The sequence below is a fragment of the Nocardioides sp. Iso805N genome, assembly GCF_000364605.1.
Classification (GTDB): domain Bacteria; phylum Actinomycetota; class Actinomycetes; order Propionibacteriales; family Nocardioidaceae; genus Nocardioides.
Genome location: NZ_KB822575.1, coordinates 312,020 through 334,156, shown reverse-complemented (window position 1 = coordinate 334,156; position 22,137 = coordinate 312,020). Strand labels below are relative to the sequence as shown.

The window sequence follows — 22,137 nt, the reverse complement described above, 5'->3', positions numbered from 1 at the left end:
CGCGTCACAAGGTTTGCCAGTAGCGGCGGCGGGTTTCTCCGCTCCGCTGGCGCCCGGTCCCGGCCAAGGATGCAATGAGGCGTCCTGAGAGTCGCACCTGCCGGCTCATCATCGCGGGCCGACTCGGCGCCCGCTGTCATGTGGGGAGTCCCTCCTGATGAATCGTCCACTTGCCGCGGTCGGCGCGGTCGCCAGCGCGGCCCTCGCCCTGGCCGGGATCCAGGTCGCCGGGGCCGGCGCCGCCAGTGCCAACCCGGCCGGCACCGGCCTGGTGATCTCCGAGGTCTTCACCGGCGCCACCAACGCTGCCGCGCCGTACGACGCCGACTACGCCGAGCTGTACAACCCGACGGCGGGAGCGCTCAGCCTCAGCGGGCTGTCGCTGCAGGTGCGCAAGGCCGACGACACCGTGATCGGCACCGTGCCGCTGGCGGGTAGCGTCGCGGCCGGGACGCACTTCCTGGTGCAGCTCGACGAGGCCGGCGAGCCGTCCGCCAGCCACCTGGATCTGCCCACCCCCGATGCGACCGGCTCGCTGGACATGGCCGACGTGGCAGACGCCGCCGAGGTCGTCCTGGGCAACGCCGCGACCTACGGCACGGGCAACCTGGCCGGCGCCGCGGAGGTGACCGACATGGCCGGCTTCGCTGGGGCCTCCTCCTTCGAGGCCGCGGCCGCCGACCTGCCCTCGACGTTGAGCACCACACACAACAGCATCAACCGCGCCGACTCCGGCGCAGACACCGACAACAACGCCACGGACCTCACCTGGGCCGGCCCGACCCCCGCGAACAGCACGTCCTTGGCCACGCGGATCGCGCCGACGATCACCGCGGACACCACCCAGTACATCGCCTTCCTCGCCAGCGGCCACACGGCCTGGCCGACGCGGCTCGGCACGGCGTACGTCGCGGTGACCGCCGCGGGTGACGACGGCACGCCCACCGGCACGGTCCAGGTCACCTTCACCGACCACGCCGACCACGTCAGCAACGAGGGCGGGATCGGCTCGGCGGGAACCGGCCACGCGGTCGGCATCATCGGTACCGCGGGTCTGGCCCCCGGCGCGTACGACGTGACCGTGCACTACAACGGCGACGCCACCTACACGCCAGCCACCATCCACGCGACGGTGACCCTCGAGGCGGGCAGCACGGCCTCAACGGTCAGTGCTCCCGACGCCACCGTGACCGCCGGACAGGACCTGCTCTCCTCGATCACCGTGGAGCAGGCCACTGAGGGCGGAGCAACCCCGACCGGTGTGGTCAGCATCTGGAAGGGCAACACCATCCTCACCGCGTCCAGCGGTGTGCAGCTCAACGGCACGGGCGGCGCCTCGGTCACCGTCCCGTATGCGGATCTGGCTCCCGGCGACAACACCCTGACGGTCAAGTACAGCGGTGACGACACCTACGCGGCGAGCAGCAGCACGTTCACGGTGACCACGCCGGCCTTCGCCTCCACCACCACGGTCACGGCTCCGGCCACGACCGTCGGTGCCGCCGGACACGTGGCCGTCAAGGTCGCGGCGACCGGTGCGACCGCCACGGGTGATGTCACCCTGACCGGTGCCGGGCCCGCGCAGACCAAGGCGATCGACGCCAACGGCAACGTGACGTTCGACCTGCCGGCCACGCTCGGGGTCGGCAGCTACACCCTGACCGCCTCCTACGCCGGGGTCGTCGCCGATCGGGTGCTGGCCTCGACGGGCACGGCGACGTACAAGGTGAACGCCGCAGCGGTCGTCAAGCCCCCGGTCGTCACGCCCCAGCAGACGGCGGCACAGAAGAAGCTGGCCAAGGACCAGGCCGCGCTGACCAAGGCCAAGAAGCAGTACAAGAAGGCGCACGGCGCCAAGAAGTCCAAGCTGAAGAAGAAGATCGCCAAGCTCAAGAAGACGGTCAAGAAGGACAAGAAGAAGGTCAAGGCCGGCAAGTGAGCCGATAGCACCAACGCCAGATCGCCGGCCCGGGGCGCTGCCCCGGGCCGGCGACGCCATTTCGGGCGATTCGCCCAGGCGAAGCAGAGACGCACGGGCGCGCGCGATCGCGATTCATGTTGAGTTGTCACCCGCCTGACAAGAACCGCCGCAGTTCTGAGCAAACACCTGTGATTCGCGCGCTTCCTGGTGCGCGTGAGGGCGATCACACCTAGCGTCTGCGATGCGCCGGCCCTGTTGTGGGCAGGGTCGGCGCTCTCATCCACGAAGTCGGAGGATCCATGGGCGGCACAGTTGAGGTGCGCGGGCTGACCAAGAGCTTTGGCAGCCAGAACATCTGGAGCGACGTCACGCTCGAGCTTCCGCCGGGTGAGATCACCGCGCTGCTCGGTCCCTCCGGCACCGGCAAGTCGGTCTTCCTCAAGTCGCTGATGGGCCTGATCCGCCCCGAGGAGGGGGAGTGCCTGGTCAACGGCGTCGACATGGTCAAGGCCCGCGAGTCCCAGCGCCTGGAGCTGCGCAAGCGGTTCGGCGTGCTCTTCCAGGACGGTGCGCTCTTCGGCTCGATGAGCGTCTACGACAACATCGCCTTCCCGCTGCGCCAGCACACCCACAAGACCGAGGCGGAGATCCGCCAGATCGTCTTCGACCGGCTCGACATGGTCGGCCTGCTCGGACAGGAGCACAAGCTCCCCGGTGAGATGTCCGGTGGCATGAAGAAGCGCGCCGGCCTGGCCCGCTCGCTGGTGACCGACCCCGAGATCATCCTGTGCGACGAGCCCGACTCGGGCCTCGACCCGGTCCGGACCGCGAACCTCGCCCAGCTCCTGATGGACGTCAACGCCCAGACCGACGCCACCATGCTGGTGGTCACCCACAACATCGAGCTCGCCCGCACCCTGCCCGACAACCTCGGCATGCTCTACCGTCGCCGGCTGGTGATGTTCGGCCCGCGCGAGGACTTCCTGCTCACCGACCACCCGGTCGTCTCGCAGTTCATGAGCGGCGACCCGATCGGCCCGATCGGGATGAGCGAGGAGGTCGACCACAGCCTGGTCGAGGACGTCGACCTCGAGGAGCCGGCCTACCCCGGCGGTCACCCGGGCCACCCCGGCGGCGCCGTGGTGATGGTGCGCAGCGGCGCCCGCGCGATCGAGGTCCTGCCCCGCCAGCTGATGCCCTCGGGCGGCATGCCGCGCGCGGCCGGCCAGCGGCACGCCAGCAGGGTCGAGCGCGGGGCCTCGAGACTGTACGTCGCCGACGACGAGGAGCATGACCGAGCGGTCCGATTCCGACCGCCCGACATCGTCAGCCAGGCGCTGACCCAGACCGGAGACATGTTCGCGCTGGCGCTCGACACGGTGCGGATGACCTTCCGCCGCCCGTTCGCCTGGCGCGAGCTGCTCGACCAGTTCTGGTTCGTCACCAGCGTCTCCTGGATCCCCGCGATGCTGGTGGCGATCCCCTTCGGTGCTGTCATCGCGCTGCAGCTCGGCACCCTGACGGTCCAGGTCGGCGCGCAGTCGTTCACCGGTGCGGCCAGCGTGCTCGCGGTGGTGCAGCAGGCCGCCCCGATCGTGACCACCCTGGTCATCGCCGGGGCGGGCGGTGCCGCCATCTGTGCGGACCTCGGCGCCCGCACCATCCGCGAGGAGATCGACGCGATGAAGGTCATCGGCGTCTCTCCCGTGCAACGGCTCGTCGTCCCGCGCGTGCTCGCCTGCATGGGCGCCGCCGTACTGCTCAACGGGCTGGTCTCGGTCGTCGGCGTGCTCGGCGGCTACTTCTTCAATGTCAACGTCCAAGGCGGTACGCCGGGCGCCTACCTGGCCAGCTTCACCGCCCTCGCGCAGGTCTCCGACCTCGTGGTCGGCGAGATCAAGGCCCTAATGTTCGGCTTCCTCGCCGGCGTGGTGGCAGCCCATCGCGGGCTCAACACCAAGCCGGGCCCGAAGGGCGTGGGGGAGGCGGTCAACCAGTCGGTCGTGATCACCTTCCTGCTGCTCTTCTTCGTCAACTTCGTGGTGACCACGCTGTACCTGCAGCTGGTGCCGGGCAAGGGAGCCTGACATGGCTGACGCGACGGCCCCTCGACGGGCTCGGGGTCCGGCGAAGCGGCCGTGGTGGGACAGGTCGCTCGACGGCCTGGTCCAGGCCGGCGCCGACCTGCGCTTCTACGGCCGGGTCCTGGCCGCGATCCCCTACGCGCTGCGCCGCTACCCCAAGGAGATCCTCGCGCTGCTCTCCGAGGTCAGCTTCGGCTCGGGCGCCCTCGCGGTCATCGGCGGCACCATCGGCGTGATGGTCGGCATGTCCCTGTTCGTCGGCACGGTCGTCGGCATGCAGGGGTACGCCGCGCTCGACCAGATCGGCACCGCCACCCTCAACGGCTTCATCTCGGCCTACTTCAACACCCGTGAGATCGCCCCGCTGGTCGCCGCCCTCGCGCTGTCCGCGACGGTCGGCGCGGGCTTCACCGCCCAGCTCGGGTCGATGCGGATCAGCGAGGAGATCGACGCGCTGCGGGTCATCGGCATCCCGGCGGTGCCGTTCCTGGTGACCACCCGGGTGATCGCCGGCTTCATCGCGATCATCCCGCTCTACGTGATCGGCCTGCTGACGTCCTATGCCGGCTCGCGGATCGTGACTGTCTACTTCCGTGGACAGTCACCGGGCACCTACGACCACTACTTCCACCTGTTCCTGCCACCGGTCGACATCGGGCTCTCGTTCCTCAAGGTGCTGATCTTCGCGGTGATCACGATCATGATCCACTGCCGGACCGGCTACCGCGCGACCGGCGGCCCCGCCGGCGTCGGCATCGCGGTGGGCCACTCGGTGCGGCGCACCATCGTCACCGTCGCGGTCCTCGACCTGCTGCTCTCACTGGCCATGTGGGGCAGCACGACGACGGTGAGGATCGCCGGATGAGCCGCACCCGCATCATCGACGCCTTCCTCGGGCTCGGCTACCTGCTCGTGGTGGTGGCGTTCCTGGCCAGCGTGGTGCTGATCTACAACAAGGCCTTCAGCAACAACGCGGACATCACGCTGACCACCTCCTCGATGGGCAACGCCCTGCAGAAGGGGTCGGACGTGAAGTACCACGGCGTACCGGTCGGCGAGGTCTCCGCGATCGCGCCCACCGAGAACGGCGCCCGCCTGACGCTCGCGCTCAAGCCGTCGGTGGTCAAGACGCTGCCGGCCGACACTACGGCGCTGCTGCTGCCCAAGACCCTCTTCGGCGAGCGGTACGTCGATCTGGTCGCTCCGAGCACGAGCAGCCCCGGCGGTCTCGCCGCCGGTGACACCATCGCCCAGGAGAGCTCGGACGAGGCGGTCCAGCTGCAGGACGTCTTCGACCACCTGCTGCCGATGCTGCAGGCGCTGGAGCCGCAGAAGCTGCAGGCCACCCTCGGCGAGCTGGCCGCGATGCTGCGCGGCGAGGGCGACGCCATCGGCGACAACCTGGCCTCGTGGGCGGCCTACCTCCACAAGATCAACCCCGACGTGCCGCAGATGGCCGACGACTTCGCCTCTCTGGGCAAGGTCGCCGACACCTACGCCGATGCGGTCCCTGACCTGCTGGACGCCCTCGACACGATGACCACGACCTCGCACACGCTGGTGCAGGAGCAGACCCAGCTCAGCAGCGTCTTCGCCAACGTCCTCTCCGCCTCCAACATCACCACCGGCTGGATGGACGACAACTCGCAGACCATCACGGTGCTGTCCAAGCAGAGCCGCAAGGCGCTGGAGGCCGTCGCGCCGTACGCCTCGGAGTTCCCGTGCCTGCTCAAGGCGACCTCCGACTTCGTGCCGGTGATGGACAAGAACCTCGGCAAGGGCACCAACGAGCCGGGCATGCACGTGGTGCTCAACGTCGAGCCCTCCCGCGGCAAGTACGTCGCCGGCAAGGACACCTACGCCTCGACCTCCGGAGGCCCGCGCTGTCCCTACCAGACCGGCCAGGTCGGCACCACCGCCGTCGGCCGGACGTCGACCTCGGGCAGTTCCACCGATGACCCGCCGACCATCCCGGCGCCGCCGTCCGACCTGCTGCCGAGCGAGCTGACCTCGCCGAGCACGCCGGGGAGCCCGAGCAGCAGCGCCACCCCGAGCAGCAGTCCGAAGAGCAGCCCGAAGGCTGCCAGCGGCAGCGCTGACACCACCAGCACCAACCCGGCCGCCGACCTGGCCGCAGCCGGTCTCGGCGATGCGAACTCGCCTGCCGAGAACGAGCTGATCGCCGAGCTGGTCGCGCCGAGCGTGGGCATGTCGCCCTCGCAGTATCCCCAGTGGGGCAGCCTGCTGCTCGGCCCGGTGCTGCGCGGCACGGAGGTGACGCTGCGATGAGAGCAACCCTGATCAAGAGCGTCGTCTTCACCGTCGTGACGGTGCTGGCCACCGTCACCCTCGCCAGCGTGATCCGGAACGGCTCCTCGGGGCCGCACCGGACCTACAGCGCGATGTTCTCCGACGTCACCAGCCTCAACAAGGGTGACGACGTCCGGATGGCCGGCGTGAAGATCGGCACCGTCACCCACATCAGCCTGGACCAGAACGGGCAGGCGAACGAGGCCAAGGTGACCTTCACCGTCGCCGACTCGGCGCCGCTGGACCAGGGCTCCACCGCCGAACTGCGCTTCCGCAACCTGGTGGGGCAGCGCTACGTCGACCTGCACCCGGCCGACACCACGTCGCCCGCGCTGCCCGCCGGCTACACGTTCTCGCTTGACCAGACCAAGCCCGCGCTGGACCTGACGCTGCTGTTCAACGGCTTCCAGCCGCTGTTCCAGTTCCTCGACCCGAAGGACGTCAACACCCTCAGCGGCGAGATCATCGCCGTCTTCCAGGGCGAGGGCCCGACCGTCAACGACCTGCTCTCCAGCACCGCCAGCCTGACCTCCACCCTGGCCGACCGCGACCAGGTGATCGGCGACCTCATCACCAACCTCAACGACGTGATGGGCGTGGTCGACGCACACTCCGACCAGCTCGACACCACCCTGGTCACCTTGGAGCAGCTGGTCAGCGGGCTGGCCTCGGACCGGACCACCATCGGCGACACCATCAGTGGTCTGGGTCAGCTGACCACCAGCGTGGCCGACCTGCTGGGCCAGAGCCGGGCACCGCTGAAGAAGGACATCGCCTCGCTGAGCGACCTGTCCGGCAACCTGTCCAGCGGCGACCAGCTGAACAGCTTCCTGAAGACCCTGCCGACCAAGTTGGACGCGATCGGCCGCACCGCCAGCTACGGCTCGTGGCTCAACTTCTACGTCTGCTCGATCCAGGGCAAGATCCCGCTCCCCGAGGGCTACATGGGCGATCTCGGAGCCAACCCCGTCGCGTCGAGGTGCAGCTGATGACCAAGCGCTATCCCCTCTCCTTCGCGGAGCGCAACAAGATCGTGATCGCCGTGGTGGGCCTGGTGCTCCTCGGACTCGCGTTCTTCGTGACCTTCCGCGCCGACGCGCTGCCGGTGATCGGCGGCGGCAAGGTGACCAAGGCCTACTTCGCCGAGTCCGGTGGCTTGAAGAAGGGCAACGAGGTCCGCGTCGCCGGCGTCAAGGTCGGCAAGGTCACCGGCATCGCGCTCGATGGCGACAAGGTGGTGGTCTCCTTCCGCACCAAGGGCGTCAGCCTGGGTGACCAGACCACCGCGGCGGTCGACGTGAAGACCCTGCTCGGGCAGAAGTACCTCGCGCTCGACCCGGCCGGCACCAAGCCGCTGCAGCACCCGATCCCGACCGATCACACCACCACGCCGTACGACGTGAACGCGGCCTTCTCCGACCTGGCCACCGATGTCGGCCAGATCGACACCGGCCAGCTGGAGAAGAGCCTCGACACGCTCTCGGCGGCGTTCAAGGACACTCCGGCCTCGGTGCGCTCGATGGTCAGCGGCCTGACCGCGCTGTCCAAGACGATCTCCAGCAGGGACACCCAGCTCGCCGAGCTGTTCGCGAAGACGAGCTCGGTCACCAAGACCATCTCCAACCGCGACGACGAGCTGGCCAAGATCGTCGACAACGGCAACGACCTGCTCACCGTGCTCGACCAGCGCCGTGACGCGATCAAGCAGATGCTGCAGGGCACGGCGGCGCTGGCGACGCAGGTCAGCGGCCTCGTGCACGACAACCAGAAGCAGCTCACGCCCGCCCTGGAGAAGCTCGACAAGGTCTCCGAGATCCTGCAGCAGAACCAGGACAACCTCGACGCGGCCGTGCAGAAGATCGGTCCCTACTACCGGATGCTCACCTCCGCGATGGGCAACGGCCGCTGGATCGACGCCTACGCCTGCGGCCTCTTCGACGACAAGGACGCGCCCGTCCTGCAGAACGACGTGGTCCGCAACTGCCACCCGGGAGGTGCCAAGTGACGACATCTTGGGGGAGCCGCCGCGTCCTCGTGCCGGTCATCGTCCTGGTCGTGCTCGTCTGCACCGGGTTCACCGGCATGCGGATGGTGCGCGGTGGTGGGACGACCTTCAGCGCACTCTTCGACTCCACGGTCGGGCTCTACAAGGGCTCGGACGTCGAGATCCTCGGCGTACCCGTGGGGACCGTCACCGCCGTCAAGCCCAGCGGTGACAAGGTCCGGGTCAGCATGCGGCTCGACCGGGGCCAGAAGGTCGCGGCGGACACGGCGGCCGTCATCGTCGCGCCGACGCTGGTCAGCGACCGCTACGTGCAGCTGACCAAGCCGTACACGTCGGGCAAGAGGCTCGCCAGCGGCGCGACCATCACCCAGACGGCCGTCCCGGTCGAGGTCGACAAGCTCTACCAGAGCCTCGACAGCATCGCGAAGGACCTCGGCCCCGACGGCGCCAACAAGAACGGCGCGCTGTCGCGGCTGCTGAAGGTCGCCGCCGCCAACCTGAAGGGCAACGGCACGGACATCAACACCATGATCGGCGAGTTCGGCAAGGCCACCGGCACGCTCGCCGACTCGGGCGACGACCTGTTCGCCACCATCGGCAACCTGGAGTCGATCAACAAGGTGCTTGCCCAGCACGACACCAGCGTGGCGGGGATCAACCGCCAGTTCGCCGCCGTCACCGACGAGCTTGCCGGGGACCGCGACGACATGGCCGCCGCGGTGGCCAACCTCGGCGATGCGATGGCCGACCTCGATGGGTTCATCAAGGACAACCGCGATCAGCTGAAGTCCAGCGTGCAGAAGCTGGTCGGCCCCACCCAGGTGCTGGTGAACCAGAAGAAGTCGCTGCGGGAGGCGGTCAAGCTGATGCCGCTGGCGCTGCAGGACTTCCTGCAGGCCTACGACGTGAAGTCCAACACCATTGAGGGCCGGGCCGACCTCAACGAGCTCAGCCTGTGGGCGAAGGACGGGCTCTCGGCCCGCACCTCCACCAACGCGCCGCCGACGCTGATCCCGGGGATGGGAGACGACCAGTGAAGCGCCGTCGCCTGCTCGCCACGGTCGTCGGCACGACCGCCGCCACCCTCGCGCTGTCCAGCTGCTCGTTCGGCGGCTGGGTCTACAACGCCGACCTCCCCGGTGGCGCCAAGCTCGGCTCGCACCCGCTGACGCTGACCGCAGACTTCTCCGACGTACTGGATCTGGTCCCTCAGTCCAGCGTGAAGGTCAACAACGTCGCCGTCGGACGGGTCTCGCACATCTCCCTGGAGCCCGACGGGCACAGCGCGAAGGTGACCCTCCAGGTCAATCGGGACGCCAGCCTGCCGGTCGGCACCACGGCTCGGATCGAGCAGACGTCCCTGCTGGGGGAGAAGTACGTCGCCCTGGTGCCGCCGGGCAGCGAGGCCGCCGACGGCACCGACGCGGCGCCGGCCGCGAGCGTGCAGGCAGGACCGCAGCTCAAGGACGGCGCCAAGCTGCCGCTGTCCTCGACCTCCGAGTCGGTCGAGGTCGAGCAGGTCCTCGGTGCGCTCTCGCTGGTGCTCAACGGCGGCGGGATCGGCCAGTTCCAGGAGATCTCCCGCGAGTTGCAGAAGGTCGGCTCCGGCCGCACCGAGCAGATCCGTGACTTCCTCGACGAGGTCAACCGGTTCGTCTCCACCCTGGACCAGCGCAAGGGCGCGATCACCTCGGCCCTCGACGGCCTCGATCACCTCTCCACCGCGCTGCAGAAGGACGACGACAAGATCTCCAACGCGCTGGACAACCTCAGTCCCGGGATGAAGGTGCTCTCCGATCAGCGCCCGCAGCTGGTGGCGATGCTCGAGTCGCTGAACAAGCTCTCCGACATCACCGTCTCCACCCTCGACAAGTCCCAGAAGGACATGGTCGCGGACTTCAAGACCCTCGACCCGATCCTGACCAAGCTCGCGCAGGCGGGCTCGGATCTGCCGAACTCCCTGCAGATCCTGTTGACGTATCCCTTCCCCGACTCGGTTCTGGGGGCCATCAAGGGCGACTACCTCAACGTGTTCATGACCACCAATTTCCGCACGATCCCCTCCGGGTGCGCGGAAGAAGGCTGCGCGTGGCCTGCGGTGGGTCGCACGTCGGCGGGTGCCTCGAAGCGGACAGGCGGACTCCCTCCCGCCCCTCCCACCGCATCCGAGGCGCCCCCGACGTTGCTGCCGGCCACCGATTCGCCGATCGCCGGCGCATCCTCGGACTCGGTGCCGGGGCCGAGCATCCTGTCCCAGGGCCCGTCCTCGTCCTCGTCCTCGTCCGGGTCCTCGTCCTCGGGCGCGAGGGGTTCGGGGTCGGCGTCACCGACAGCCGGTGGCTCGTCGGGCTCGGCGTCTGGCTCTTCGTCGCCGTCCGGATCGGACGCTCCCGCCTCGTCCGCCAGTGAAGGGAGGTGACCGGAGTGGTCACGAGCTCGGTGCGCATCAAGCTGATCGCCTTCGTCATCATCGCGTTGGTCGCCTCGGCCTACCTCGGCGCCAAGTACGCCGGGATCGGCTTCGTCAGCTCCGGCTACACCGTCCGGGTCGAGCTGACCGACGCCGGCGGCCTGTTCGCCAACGGCGAGGTCACCTACCGGGGTGTCCCGGTGGGCCGGATCAAGGAGCTCAAGCCGACGACCGACGGCGTCGAGGCGACCCTGCGGATCTCCTCCGGCGCCCCCGACATCCCGGCCGACCCGACGGTCACCGTCGCGGACCGGTCGACCATCGGTGAGCAGTACCTCGACCTCGCCGGCCCCAGCCCCTCGGGCGGCAAGCACCTGAGCGACGGCGACAGGATCGAGGCGGCCTCGGCGACGCTGCCGCCGGATCTGTCCGGGTTGCTCCAGGACACTGCTGACTTCACCGCCTCGGTGCCCACCGACGACCTCAAGACCGTGATCGACGAGAGCTACAACCTCTCCCAGGGCGCCTCCGGCGACCTGCGCCGGCTGGTCTCCACCTCGCAGGAGTTCCAGAAGCAGGCCGACGACAACTGGCTGGTGAGTCAGGCCCTGATCCACGACTCGGCCACGGTGCTCAAGACCCAGGAGGAGTCGGCGGCCGACATCCGCGGCTACAGCTCCGACCTGGACGTGATCGCCAAGACGCTGAAGAGCTCCGACGGCGACCTGCGCACCCTGATCCAGAACTCGCCCGACGCCGCCCGCCAGCTGGGCGAGCTCTTCGACCAGGTCGGCAAGCCGCTCGGCACCCTGATGGGCAACCTCATCACCACCGCGCAGATCTTCGGCACCAATGCCGACGGACTCCAGGACACCCTGGTCCGGGTCCCCGAGGCGGTCAGCGTCGGCTACGCGATCAGCGGCTCCCAGGGGATGAACTTCGGCATGATTCCGACGTTCTTCGACCCGCTGCCCTGCACCCAGGGCTACGGTGGCACCACGATGCACTCCGGGACCGACACCTCGAGCAGCGGCGCGCTCAATCTCGATGCCGGCTGCACCGCCTCCACCTCCTCGGGGGCCGACGTCCTCGGGCCCAACGCCGTGAGCTCCGGTTCCGGCGGGGCGGCGACCGCACGGGTCTCGGTGCCGAGCACGCTGGCGGATCTTCTCGGCGGCGACCAGTGACCACGGAGATGACGGCCGAGATGACGGCCGAGATGACGGCACAGAGCGAGGACGAGTCGATGAAGGACGCTGTCGTGGACCAGGAGCCCGCTGTGCAGGAGGACGACGGCGTCGCGGAGGCTCCTGTCGAGGACCCCGTACGCCGCAGCCGCGGCGTACCACGCTGGTGGCCGGCTGCCGTGGTCGTCGTGGCGCTGCTGGTGCTGGTCGCCGGGTCGGTCTCGTGGTGGCGGGCAGACCACGACAGCGACCGGGCCCTCGCCCAGACGCGGGACGCGGTGCTGATCGCCGCGACCTCGCACATCGAGACACTCAACTCGTTGGACTACGAGCACGTCGATGCAGGGCTGAAGGCGTGGGGTGCTGTCACCACCGGCACCCTGCACGATCAGCTCGGTCAGGTCACCGCCGACCAGCGCAAGCTGCTCGAGGACCAGAAGAAGATCTCGACCGGCAAGGTCGTCGACGCTGCGGTGTTCTCGCTCTCCGATGACACCGCCACGGTGCTGGCCTCGGTCGAGGTGACGGTGCGCGATGGGCTGGACAAGACCGCAGCGCCGACGGTGAAGCGCAACCGCTTCAAGGCCGACCTGGTCGACGTACACGGTCGGTGGCTGGTGGAGAGCCTGCAGCAGGTTGCGGTGGACATCTCATGAGCACGGAAGCGAGCCCCATGAACATGTCCGCCGACCCTGTCGAGGCGTCGAGCCCGTCCGCCGAGCCTGTCGAGGCGAGCCGACTGCGCCGCCGACTGCGCCGCCGGCTGCTGCAGTGGGTGGCGCTGGTCGCCGCCGCGGTGATGCTCGCGGTCGGGATCGTCGGCTTCTGGCAGGCGCACAGCCTGCGCTCCGACGACGCGTCCCGCAACCACGCCCTGGTCGACGCGACAGCGACGGCCGAGGTGCAGTCACAGGTCTCGCAGGCAATGGTCAAGGTCTTCAGCTACGACTACGCCGACCCGACCACGACCCAGGACGCGGCGGCCAAGCTGCTCGCGGGGCAGGCCCGGTCGCAGTACGACACGCTGTTCAAGACACTGCAGGCGAAGGCGCCGGGCCAGCAGCTGGTGCTCAGCGCCCAGGTGCAGAGCGCCGCGGTGAAGACGCTGACCGACTCGACCGCCACTCTCCTGGTCTTCCTGGATCAGTCCTCGCAGCGCAAGACCGACAGCGAGGCCAGCGTCTCGGCGGCACAGATCAGTGTGGATGCCACCAAGATCGGCGGCGTCTGGAAGGTCACCGGCCTCAAGCCGCTCTGATCGCATTTCGGGATAGTCCGGGGCGCAAATCAGGTCTACTGGTCGGTCACCCCTGATTTCCGCCCCGGACTATCCCAGCTCAACAGCACTCAACGACCCCAGCAGCGCCAGCGAGCGGGCCGTCTCCGAGCCCGGCTCGGCGTGGTAGATGACCAGCAGCTGCCCGTCCGAGTCGCCGACGCCGAGCTTCTCGCGGCGCAGCTCGAGCCGGCCCACGGCGGGGTGCTCGAGCTCGGCCACCCCGCCCGCCAGTGGGCGGACGTCGTGGCGCGCCCACAACTCGCGGAAGTGCTCGCTGGCCAGGGAGAGCTCGCCCACCAGGGTGACGGTCGCGGGGTCGCCGACCTCGGCACCGAGGGAGGCGCGGAAGGCAGCCACCATGCCGGCCACGTCCCGCTCCCAGTGCGGGTTGCGGGCGCGGTCCTCGGGGTCCAGGAAGGTCGAGCGCAGCCGGTTGGCACCCGGGACGATGCTCGGGTAGAGCGCGTGCGCGAGCGGATTGGCCGCCAGTACGTCGAAGGTCCGGCTCTCCACGAACGCGGGCAGCGTCAGCGAGCCGAGCAGCTGCAGGACGCCCACCGGCACCCGCTGCTGCGGCGTACGACGCGCCGGTGAGCTCGAGCGCCGCCGGCTGGTCGGGGACGGCAGCCCGAGCAGGTACGCCGTGGCGGTGGCATCCAGCCCGAGCACGCGGGCCAGGGACTCCAGCACCTGCGGCGACGGGTTGCGGTCGCGGCCCTGCTCCAGGCGCAGGTAGTAGTCGGCGCTGATCCCGGCGAGGGTGGCGACCTCCTCGCGGCGCAGGCCCGGCGTACGGCGGATCCCGGTCACCACGATGCCGGCCGAGGCCGGGTCCACCTGGGCACGGCGGGCACGCAGGTAGTCGCCGAGCGCGTTCGTCACCCTCTCAGCCTAGGCATGCGAGCGACGCCGTTCTGGTCCTGTCACTCCCAGGATGGAGGGGGCACTCCCGCGCTCAGGGCCCACGAGGCAGGGTGGGGGACATGGCAGACGAACTTGGTGGAACCTTCTCCCTCGGCGACCTCACCGTCCCCCGCGTCGGGTACGGCGCGATGCAGCTCGCCGGCCCCGGAGTGTTCGGGCCGCCCCGTGACCGCGACGAGGCCATCGCCGTGCTGCGCACCGCCGTCGAGCTGGGCATCCGGCACATCGACACCGCTGACTTCTACGGACCGGTGGTGACCAACGAGATCATCCGCGAGGCGCTGGCGCCGTACCCGGAGGACCTGGTGATCGTGACCAAGGTCGGCGCCCGTCGCGATGCGGAGGGTGGCTGGCCGCACGCCCGCACCCCCGACGAGCTGCGTCAGCAGGTGCACGACAACCTCGAGCACCTCGGACGCGACGTCATCGACGTGGTCAACCTGCGGGTCGGCGGCCTCGACGCGGCCGAGCCGGGCTCGATCGCGGAGATGTTCGAGGCCCTGGCCGAGCTGCGCGAGCAGGGCCTGATCCGGCACCTCGGGCTGAGCACGGTCAACGCCGAGCAGCTCGCCGAGGCCCAGCAGATCGCGCCGGTGGTGTGCGTGCAGAACTTCTACAACCTCGCGCACCGCGTCGACGACGCGCTGGTCGACCTCACCGCCGAGCAGGGCATCGCGTTCGTGCCCTACTTCCCGCTCGGTGGCTTCTCACCGCTGCAGTCCGACGCCCTCGACGTGGTCGCGAAGCGGCTCGACGCGACGCCGCTGTCGGTGGCGCAGGCGTGGCTGCTGCAGCGCTCGCCGAACATCCTGCTCATCCCCGGCACCTCCTCGGTCGCACACCTGCGCGAGAACGTCGCCGGAGCCCGGCTCGAGCTGCCCGCCGATGCGGTCGCGGAGCTGGACGCGATCGCCGGCTGACCCTCTCCCGTACGCCGGAGGCCACGGACTGTCAGTGGTCTCCGGCAGGATGGGTGCCATGGAGGCAGTGCAGGGTGAGGACGGCATCGGTCGCTGCGCGTGGGCCGGCGGCCCGGGGCCGATGCGGGACTATCACGACACCGAGTGGGGCGTGCGGACCAGCGGCGAGGCGTCCTACTTCGAGCGGCTGACCCTGGAGGCGTTCCAGTCCGGGCTGTCGTGGTCGACGATCCTGGCCAAGCGACCGGCCTTCCGCAAGGCGTTCTGCGACTTCGACGCCGAGGCTGTCGCGGCCTTCACCGACGAGGACCACACCCGGCTGATGAGCGACGCCGGCATCGTCCGCAACCGGCTCAAGATCAGCGCGACCATCACCAACGCCCGTGCCACCGTCGCCCTGCGCGAGGCCGAGGGTCTCGAGGCGCTGGTGCTGGCGCACGCCCCCGATGGCCCCGTCGACCACGCGGCCACCACCTCGCCCGAGTCGCTCGCCCTGTCCAAGGCGCTGAAGAAGCGCGGCTTCGTCTTCGTCGGGCCGACGACGATGTATGCCCTCATGCAGGCGATCGGGATCTTCGACCCGCACCTGCCGGGGTGCTTCCGCGCCGGCGTCTGACGTCAGACCGCGGGGGAGTAACACGCTGTTTCTAGGAGTAACACGCTGTCCACCTGAGTAGCAGCACGTCCAGACGTGCTGCTACTCCCACCGAACGTCGTGTTACCCCGAGCCAGCCTCAGCCCAGCGCCGCAGCCTCAGCAGCCAGTGCGGTGACCCGGTCCCAGTCGCCCGTGGCCAGCGCGTCGGCCGGGGTCAGCCAGGTGCCGCCGACGCAGCCGACATTGGCCAGCTTCAGGTAGTCGGGCGCGGTCGTGAGCCGGATCCCGCCGGTCGGGCAGAAGCGGGCGTCCGGAGTCACGGTCGGCAGCGAGCCCAGGTAGGCGACGCCGCCCGATGCCTCGGCCGGGAAGAACTTCATCTCGGTGTAGCCCGCCTCCAGCACCGACAGCACCTCGGAGACCGTCGCCGTACCGGGCAGGAACGGCAGGCCGGTGTCGGCCATCGCCTTCAGCAGCGACGGCGTCAGGCCCGGTGAGACCAGGAACTTCGAGCCCGCCTCGGCTGCCAGCTTGGCCCTCGCCGGCGTGGTGACGGTCCCGGCACCGACGACGATGTCGGGCACCTCGGCGGCGATGGCACGGATCGCGTCCAGCGCGGCGTCGGTGCGCAGCGTCAGCTCGATCACCTTGATGCCGCCGGCGACCAGCGCCCGAGCGACGCCGACGCCCTGCTCGGCCGAGTCGACCACGACGACCGGGATGACGGGCGAGAGCGAGAGCAAGGACTCAGACAAGGGAGGGCTCCTGGGTAGCGGTGAGGAGGGGGAAGACGGAGGCGCCGGTGTCGGCCGAGCCGACCGCGGCCCGGAAGGACGCGAACAGCTCGCGGCCGGTGCCGGTGACGTCGAGCGGCGCGCTGCCGGTGGCTTCGCGGCGGGCGAACTCCCCGGCATCCACGGCGATCGACAGTGTCCCGTTCACGGCGTCGACGGTGATCACGTCGCCATCCTGCACCCGGGCCAGCGGGCCGCCGAGGGCCGCCTCCGGCGTGACGTGGATCGCGGCCGGGACCTTGCCCGACGCGCCCGACATCCGCCCGTCGGTGACGATGGCGACACGGTGCCCACGATCCTGCAGTACGCCGAGGGCAGGGGTGAGCTTGTGCAGCTCCGGCATGCCGTTGGCAGCCGGTCCCTGGTAGCGGATCACCGCGACCAGGTCGTGGTCGAAGCGACCCTCGGCGAACGCCGCGAGGAAGTGCGCCTGGTCGTCGAAGACCACCGCCGGGGCGGTGACGACGCGGTGCTCGGCAGCGACGGCCGAGGTCTTGATGACGGCCGTGCCGAGCTCGCCGTGCAGCACCCGCAGGCCACCGTCGGCCTGGAACGGGTCGGAGGCCGGCCGCAGCACCGCCTCGTCGTACGACTGGCTCGGACCGTCGCGCCAGACCACCTCGCCGGAGGCGTCGAGCACCGGCTCGACGCAGTAGCGCGAGAGGCCGCGTCCCATGATCGTCTCGACGTCCTCGTGGATCAGGCCGTGCTCGAGCAGGGTGTGGATCAGGAACGCGATGCCGCCGGCGGCGTGGAAGTGGTTCACGTCGGCCGAGCCGTTGGGGTAGACCCGGGCCAGCAGCGGCACCACGGCGGAGAGCTGGGTGAGGTCGTCCCAGGTCAGCTGGATGCCGGCGGCGCGCGCCATCGCGACCAGGTGCATGGTGTGGTTGGTCGAGCCGCCCGAGGCGAGCAGCGCGATGCAGGCGTTGACGATGGCGCGCTCGTCGACCAGCTCGCCGATGCCGGGGCCGCCCTGGAGGGTCAGCTCGGTCACCCGCGTCGCGGCGGCGCGGGTCAGCGCGTCGCGCAGGCCGGTGTCGGGGTTGGTGAAGGACGCGCCGGGCAGGTGCAGACCCATCACCTCCATCACCAGCTGGTTGGAGTTGGCGGTGCCGTAGAACGTGCAGGTGCCGCGGGAGTGGTACGACGCGGACTCGGCCTCGAGCAGTTCCTCGCGGCCGACCTTGCCCTCTGCGTGCAGCTGGCGGACCTTCGCCTTCTCGCCGTTCGGCAGCCCCGACTTCATCGGCCCGGCGGGCACGAAGACCATCGGCAGGTGGCCGAAGGAGAGCGAGCCGATCATCAGGCCGGGCACGATCTTGTCGCACACGCCGAGCATCAGCGCGCCGTCGAACATGTCGTGCGAGAGCGCGATCGCCGCGGACATCGCGATCACGTCGCGGGAGAAGAGGGACAGCTCCATGCCCGCACGGCCCTGGGTGATGCCGTCGCACATCGCCGGCACGCCGCCGGCGACCTGGGCGATGCCGCCCGCCCGCAGCACGGCCTTCTTCAGCACCGGCGGGTAGTCCGCGTAGGGGGCGTGCGCGGAGAGCATGTCGTTGTAGGAGGTCACGATCGCGACGTTCGGCTTGGCACCGGCGCCGCGGGTGGTGAGCTTGAGCATCTCCTTGTCGCCCGCGTCGGCGGCGGCGAAGCCGTGCGCGAGGTTGGCGCAGCCCAGTCGTCCGCGGGCGGGCCCCTCCTCGGCGGCGGCACGGAGGCGTGCGAGGTACGCCGTACGCGTGCCGGCGGAGCGCTCGATCAGGCGGTCGGTGACCGCGGCGATGGTGGGATGCAGCGGTGTCGAGCTCGGGGGAGTGGTCATGTCAGGACTCCTGCCAGGATCGGCCGTCACGCTCGATGAGCGTGAACGAGGCGGTCGGTCCGGCCGAACCGGCCGGGTAGGTCTTGGGCGGCATCGCGGAGGACTCCCAGTGCCGCAGGATCGGCTCGCACCACGCCCAGGCGGCCTCGACCTCGTCGCGCCGCATGAAGAGCGTCATGTTGCCGCGGATGACGTCCATGAGCAGCCGCTCGTAGGCGTCGGGGGAGCGCTTGTCGAAGGCGTTCGCGTAGCTCAGGTCCAGCGAGACGGGCTTGAGCCGGTAGCCGCCGGGGCCCGGCTCCTTGGCGTTGAGGTGGATGCGCATGCCCTCCTCGGGCTGCACCTGGATGGTGAGCCGGTTGGGCTCGGTGGCTCCCTCGCGCTGGCGGAACGGGTCGTACGGCGCATCCTTGAACACGACCACGATCTCCGAGGCGCGGCGGTCCAGCCGCTTGCCGGTGCGCAGGTAGAAGGGGACGCCGGCCCAGCGCCAGTTCTGCACCTCGGCGCGCAGCGCGACGTAGGTCTCGGTCAGCGAGTCCCGGCCTGCCTCGCCGAGCTCCTCGACGTACCCGGGGACGGGCTGGCCCGCGACCCAGCCGGCGGCGTAGCGACCGCGGACGGTGTCGCGGTCGACGTCCTCGGGCCGCATCGGCCGCAGCGCCTGGAGGACCTTGAGCTTCTCGTCGCGGACGTCCTCACGCCCGCCACCGATCTCGATCGGTGGCTCCATCGCGACCAGGCACAGCAGCTGGAGCAGGTGGTTCTGCACCATGTCGCGCATGGCTCCGGAGCGGTCGTAGTAGCCGGCCCGCGCGCCGGCGCCGAGGGTCTCGCTGACGGTGATCTGGACGTGATCGATCGAGTGGCTGTTCCACAGCGGCTCGAGGAAGGTATTGGCGAAGCGGGTGACCAGCAGGTTCTGCACCGACTCCTTGCCCAGGTAGTGGTCGATGCGGAAGATCTGGGACTCGTCGAAGACGCTGCCGACCACGTCGTTGACCGCGCGTGCCGAGGCGAGGTCGTGCCCGATCGGCTTCTCCAGCACCACGCGTGCGGGCGCATCGGCCAGCCCGCCCTGGCCCAGGTGACGGCAGATGGGCCCGAACAGCGACGGCGCCACGGCCAGGTAGAAGATCCGGACGGTGTTCTCGGCGCCCGGCCGGTCCTTGAGCATGCCGAAGAGCGTGTGCCAGTCGTGGTCGTCCTCGACGTCGACGGCGACGTGGTGCAGCTGGGAGAGAAGGCGCTCGACGGCGCCGAGGTCGTGGTGCTCGGGGGAGACGTGCTCGGCGAGGGCGAGCCGCACCTGCGAGCGATAGGCGTCGTCGTCCAGCTCACTACGCGAGACGGCGATGACGCGGGTGTCGGCGGGCAGCCGGTCCTCGACGACGCATTGGTAGAGCGCGGGCAGCAACTTACGCAGCGCGAGGTCGCCCGTGCCACCGAAGACGACGAAGTCACAGGCCTCTGGCAGATGCATGTGATTACGGTCCCACTGATTTTGGATCGATACAAGCAGGACATCGGTTTTTTTGCGACATAAGTATCCCTCTATGATCCCCCGCATGTCCGAGATGGCAACTGCCGGTGAGCTGCTCGAGCTGGTCCGTACGGGCCAGGCGAGCACCCGTACCGACCTGCGTCGATTGACCGGCCTCTCCCGTACGGCGGTGGTGGCGAGGGTTTCCGCACTCCTCGACGCCGGCCTGCTCGTGCTCGGTGAGGAGCTGGCCTCCACCGGTGGCCGTCCCCCCGGGGCGCTGGTCTTCAACCACGACGCGGGCGTCGTGCTCGGCGTGGCCGTCGGCCGCAGCCGCAGCCAGCTGGCGATCTTCGACCTGCAGGGCCGCGAGCTGGCGGGTGACACCCGGGACCACGGCGTCGGCATCGCCGCCGAGGAGCTGATGCCGCAGCTGGCCGAGCGGCTCACCGCCATGCTTGCCACCGTCGAGCCGCCGGTGCTCGGCATCGGGATGAGCCTGCCCGGCGTGGTGGACCCGGTCCGCTGCGTGAGCGTTGACTCGCCGGTGATGGGCGGCTGGGACGGGGTCGAGCTGGCGCCTTACTTCAAGGAGGTCGCCGACGCGCCGATCTTCTTGGCCAACGACGCCGACGTGCTGGCGCGCTCCGAGCTGTTCGGGCCCGGGCCCAAGCCGCGCAACGCGCTGGTGGTGAAGGCCTCGACCGGCCTCGGCCTCGGCGTCATCGCGGACGGGCAGATCCTGGCCGGTGCGATCGGCGCCGCCGGTGAGATCGGCCACACCCGCCTCGACGCCGCCGGCGACCTGCCGTGTCGCTGCGGCTCCAACGGCTGCCTGGAGACCGTCGCCGCAGGCTGGGCTCTGGTCGCCAAGCTGGTCGACTCGGGGGTCCCGGCCGGTCACGTCCGTGACCTGGTCGCCTCGGCCCTGGCCGGCGACGCCGTCGCCCGTGGGCTGCTGCGCGAGTCCGGGCGACACCTCGGCGAGCTGCTCGCGATCGCGATCAACCTGCTCAACCCCGAGGTGGTCGTGGTCGGCGGCGACATGGGCCAGGCCTTCGATCTCTACACCGCCGGTGTGCGGGAGAGCGTCTATGCCCGCTCGACCGCGCTGGCCACCCGCGACCTCCGCTTCGTGCCGGCCATCCACGGCGACTCCTCCGGCCTGGTGGGCTGCGCAGCGCTGGCCATCGACCACATCCTGGCGCCGGGCAGCGTGGACCAGCGGCTCGGGACCATCGACAGCACCGACGACTGAGCGGCTCGTGATCGTCGGCCTGCTCTGGTTGCTGGCCTGTCAGCTCGCCGGCGAGATCGTGGTCCGGCTGACCGACGCGCCGATCCCCGGCGCCGTCGTAGGGATGGTGCTCCTCTTCGTGGTGCTGCGCTGGCGCCGGGTCGGTGACGACAGCCCGGTGGTGCGCGCCGGTGACTTCCTGCTCTCGCACCTGCAGCTTTTCTTCGTGCCGGCGGGAGCCGGGGTGGTCGTCTACCTGACACTGCTGCGCCAGCACGCGTTGCCGATCGCGGTGGGCCTGCTCGGCACCTGGCTGGTGGCGCTCGCATCGGTCGGCTGGATCGTCACGCTGCTGGTGCGTGGTCGCGCGACAACGGGCGGGGCCGTGCCGGAGGAGGTCGAGTGAGGCTGCACGCGACCTGGGTGTGGCTGCACACCTCCCCGCTGCCGTGGCTGGTGCTCACGCTCGCCGCCTACGAGCTCGGCCGGCGCCTGCGCGCCCGAACCGGTCACCCGCTCGCTCAGCCGGTACTGGTCGCGCTGGTGATCGTCTGCGTCGCGATCGAGGCCACCGGGACGAGCTATGCCGTATATCGCTCGGCAACCGGACTGATCGCTTTCTTCCTCGGTCCGGCGACCGTCGCGCTGGCGATCCCGCTGCACCGCCAGAGCCGCCGGCTGCGTGGCCTCGCCGTACCGATGCTGCTGGGACTCCTGGCAGGCACGGTCGTCTCCACCGCGGGCGGGATCCTGCTGGTGGAATGGTGTGGCGGTGGCGAGACGCTCGCCCGCACGATGGCGCCGAAGGCGACCACGACGCCCGTGGCGATCGCCCTCGCCGACCGCTTCGACGGCATCCCCGCGCTCGCGGCGGTCTTCGCGATCCTGGTCGGCACGCTCGGTGCGGTCGCCGGGCCGACGGTGCTCGACCTGCTGCGGATCCGCGACCATCGCGCCCGGGGGTTGGCTCTGGGGGCCGTCTCGCACGGGATCGGTACGTCGCGGGCGCTCCACGACGATGCCGCCGAGGGCGCATTCGCTGGGCTGAGCATGGGGCTGACCGCGCTGCTGACCTGCCTCGTGCTGCCGGTCGTCGCGGCGGCGCTGCTGTGAGTCTCAGGGGCGCGGTCGGGGTAACACGCTGTCGGGGTCGGT

At 70.0% G+C, this 22,137-nt stretch carries 20 protein-coding genes; 16 read left to right on the top strand and 4 right to left on the bottom strand.

Annotated features, from left to right (window positions below; genetic code table 11):
- The first annotated feature begins 157 nt into the window (after positions 1-157).
- From H036_RS0101610 to H036_RS0101560, 11 genes are all read left to right on the top strand, one after another.
- The gene (locus tag H036_RS0101610) at positions 158-1,939 is read left to right on the top strand and encodes an Ig-like domain repeat protein (protein WP_017933019.1); all 1,782 of its coding nucleotides are present in this window, start codon (positions 158-160) and stop codon (positions 1,937-1,939) included.
- Positions 1,940-2,220: 281 nt separating this feature from the next.
- A complete protein-coding gene (locus H036_RS26145) occupies positions 2,221-4,008 on the top strand; it encodes an ABC transporter permease (protein ID WP_081615397.1) in 1,788 nt (595 codons plus the stop codon).
- Between the two features lies 1 nt (position 4,009).
- A complete protein-coding gene (locus tag H036_RS0101600; RefSeq protein WP_017933018.1) occupies positions 4,010-4,870 on the top strand; it encodes an MlaE family ABC transporter permease in 861 nt (286 codons plus the stop codon).
- Positions 4,867-6,294: an MCE family protein gene (locus H036_RS0101595; protein WP_017933017.1), complete on the top strand. Its 1,428-nt coding sequence runs from the start codon at positions 4,867-4,869 to the stop codon at positions 6,292-6,294. The genes H036_RS0101600 and H036_RS0101595 overlap by 4 nt, the downstream gene beginning before the upstream one ends.
- Positions 6,291-7,304: an MCE family protein gene (locus H036_RS0101590; RefSeq protein WP_017933016.1), complete on the top strand. Its 1,014-nt coding sequence runs from the start codon at positions 6,291-6,293 to the stop codon at positions 7,302-7,304. The genes H036_RS0101595 and H036_RS0101590 overlap by 4 nt, the downstream gene beginning before the upstream one ends.
- A complete protein-coding gene (locus tag H036_RS0101585; protein ID WP_017933015.1) occupies positions 7,304-8,320 on the top strand; it encodes an MCE family protein in 1,017 nt (338 codons plus the stop codon). Before H036_RS0101590 ends, H036_RS0101585 begins: the two co-directional genes overlap by 1 nt.
- Complete coding sequence (locus H036_RS0101580; RefSeq protein ID WP_026145707.1) at positions 8,317-9,357, top strand: MCE family protein; 1,041 nt, start codon at positions 8,317-8,319, stop codon at positions 9,355-9,357. Before H036_RS0101585 ends, H036_RS0101580 begins: the two co-directional genes overlap by 4 nt.
- Positions 9,354-10,739, top strand: coding sequence for an MCE family protein (locus tag H036_RS21490; RefSeq protein ID WP_017933013.1), 1,386 nt, complete (start codon positions 9,354-9,356; stop codon positions 10,737-10,739). The genes H036_RS0101580 and H036_RS21490 overlap by 4 nt, the downstream gene beginning before the upstream one ends.
- Positions 10,740-10,744: 5 nt before the next feature.
- Complete coding sequence (locus tag H036_RS0101570) at positions 10,745-11,917, top strand: MlaD family protein (RefSeq protein WP_017933012.1); 1,173 nt, start codon at positions 10,745-10,747, stop codon at positions 11,915-11,917.
- Positions 11,914-12,573: a hypothetical protein gene (locus tag H036_RS24135; RefSeq protein ID WP_017933011.1), complete on the top strand. Its 660-nt coding sequence runs from the start codon at positions 11,914-11,916 to the stop codon at positions 12,571-12,573. The genes H036_RS0101570 and H036_RS24135 overlap by 4 nt, the downstream gene beginning before the upstream one ends.
- Positions 12,570-13,175, top strand: coding sequence for a hypothetical protein (locus H036_RS0101560; protein ID WP_157416929.1), 606 nt, complete (start codon positions 12,570-12,572; stop codon positions 13,173-13,175). The genes H036_RS24135 and H036_RS0101560 overlap by 4 nt, the downstream gene beginning before the upstream one ends.
- A 69-nt stretch (positions 13,176-13,244) precedes the next feature.
- On the opposite strand, the gene H036_RS0101555 is transcribed toward H036_RS0101560, so the two are convergent.
- On the bottom strand, positions 13,245-14,078 hold the full coding sequence (locus H036_RS0101555) for a helix-turn-helix domain-containing protein (RefSeq protein ID WP_017933009.1): 834 nt from the start codon (positions 14,076-14,078) through the stop codon (positions 13,245-13,247).
- 101 nt (positions 14,079-14,179) lie between these two features.
- On the opposite strand from H036_RS0101555, the gene H036_RS0101550 reads away from it, so the two are divergent.
- Positions 14,180-15,040, top strand: coding sequence for an oxidoreductase (locus H036_RS0101550; RefSeq protein ID WP_017933008.1), 861 nt, complete (start codon positions 14,180-14,182; stop codon positions 15,038-15,040).
- A 58-nt stretch (positions 15,041-15,098) separates the two neighbouring features.
- Positions 15,099-15,656: a DNA-3-methyladenine glycosylase I gene (locus H036_RS0101545; RefSeq protein ID WP_017933007.1), complete on the top strand. Its 558-nt coding sequence runs from the start codon at positions 15,099-15,101 to the stop codon at positions 15,654-15,656.
- A gap of 118 nt (positions 15,657-15,774) precedes the next feature.
- On the opposite strand, the gene eda is transcribed toward H036_RS0101545, so the two are convergent.
- Genes eda through zwf form a run of 3 tightly spaced genes read right to left on the bottom strand, consistent with a single transcriptional unit; the run spans position 15,775 to position 19,745 of the window.
- Positions 15,775-16,392: a bifunctional 4-hydroxy-2-oxoglutarate aldolase/2-dehydro-3-deoxy-phosphogluconate aldolase gene (gene eda, locus H036_RS0101540; RefSeq protein WP_036487123.1), complete on the bottom strand. Its 618-nt coding sequence runs from the start codon at positions 16,390-16,392 to the stop codon at positions 15,775-15,777.
- Positions 16,385-18,262, bottom strand: a complete 1,878-nt coding sequence (gene edd / locus H036_RS0101535) for a phosphogluconate dehydratase (RefSeq protein ID WP_017933005.1) — start codon at positions 18,260-18,262, stop codon at positions 16,385-16,387. Before edd ends, eda begins: the two co-directional genes overlap by 8 nt.
- A 1-nt stretch (position 18,263) precedes the next feature.
- The gene (zwf, locus tag H036_RS0101530; protein ID WP_017933004.1) at positions 18,264-19,745 is read right to left on the bottom strand and encodes a glucose-6-phosphate dehydrogenase; all 1,482 of its coding nucleotides are present in this window, start codon (positions 19,743-19,745) and stop codon (positions 18,264-18,266) included.
- An 85-nt stretch (positions 19,746-19,830) separates the two neighbouring features.
- On the opposite strand from zwf, the gene H036_RS0101525 reads away from it, so the two are divergent.
- From H036_RS0101525 to H036_RS0101515, 3 genes are read left to right on the top strand one after another with little or no spacing between them, the layout of a single operon-like run.
- Positions 19,831-21,003 (top strand): ROK family protein, encoded by a 1,173-nt coding sequence (locus H036_RS0101525; RefSeq protein ID WP_017933003.1) that lies wholly within the window; start codon positions 19,831-19,833, stop codon positions 21,001-21,003.
- Positions 21,004-21,010: 7 nt separating this feature from the next.
- Positions 21,011-21,388, top strand: coding sequence for a CidA/LrgA family protein (locus H036_RS0101520; RefSeq protein WP_017933002.1), 378 nt, complete (start codon positions 21,011-21,013; stop codon positions 21,386-21,388).
- Positions 21,385-22,095: an LrgB family protein gene (locus tag H036_RS0101515; protein ID WP_017933001.1), complete on the top strand. Its 711-nt coding sequence runs from the start codon at positions 21,385-21,387 to the stop codon at positions 22,093-22,095. The genes H036_RS0101520 and H036_RS0101515 overlap by 4 nt, the downstream gene beginning before the upstream one ends.
- Positions 22,096-22,137 lie beyond the last annotated feature (42 nt).

What these genes read in the sequence shown, in the direction of transcription:
- H036_RS0101610 (WP_017933019.1), top strand. Translation starts at nt 158, where the DNA reads ATGAATCGTCCACTTGCCGCGGTCGGCGCGGTCGCCAGCGCGGCCCTC.
- H036_RS26145 (WP_081615397.1), top strand. Translation starts at nt 2,221, where the DNA reads ATGGGCGGCACAGTTGAGGTGCGCGGGCTGACCAAGAGCTTTGGCAGC.
- H036_RS0101600 (WP_017933018.1), top strand. Translation starts at nt 4,010, where the DNA reads ATGGCTGACGCGACGGCCCCTCGACGGGCTCGGGGTCCGGCGAAGCGG.
- H036_RS0101595 (WP_017933017.1), top strand. Translation starts at nt 4,867, where the DNA reads ATGAGCCGCACCCGCATCATCGACGCCTTCCTCGGGCTCGGCTACCTG.
- H036_RS0101590 (WP_017933016.1), top strand. Translation starts at nt 6,291, where the DNA reads ATGAGAGCAACCCTGATCAAGAGCGTCGTCTTCACCGTCGTGACGGTG.
- H036_RS0101585 (WP_017933015.1), top strand. Translation starts at nt 7,304, where the DNA reads ATGACCAAGCGCTATCCCCTCTCCTTCGCGGAGCGCAACAAGATCGTG.
- H036_RS0101560 (WP_157416929.1), top strand. Translation starts at nt 12,570, where the DNA reads ATGAGCACGGAAGCGAGCCCCATGAACATGTCCGCCGACCCTGTCGAG.
- H036_RS0101550 (WP_017933008.1), top strand. Translation starts at nt 14,180, where the DNA reads ATGGCAGACGAACTTGGTGGAACCTTCTCCCTCGGCGACCTCACCGTC.
- H036_RS0101545 (WP_017933007.1), top strand. Translation starts at nt 15,099, where the DNA reads ATGGAGGCAGTGCAGGGTGAGGACGGCATCGGTCGCTGCGCGTGGGCC.
- edd (WP_017933005.1), bottom strand. Translation starts at nt 18,262, where the DNA reads ATGACCACTCCCCCGAGCTCGACACCGCTGCATCCCACCATCGCCGCG.
- zwf (WP_017933004.1), bottom strand. Translation starts at nt 19,745, where the DNA reads ATGCATCTGCCAGAGGCCTGTGACTTCGTCGTCTTCGGTGGCACGGGC.
- H036_RS0101525 (WP_017933003.1), top strand. Translation starts at nt 19,831, where the DNA reads ATGTCCGAGATGGCAACTGCCGGTGAGCTGCTCGAGCTGGTCCGTACG.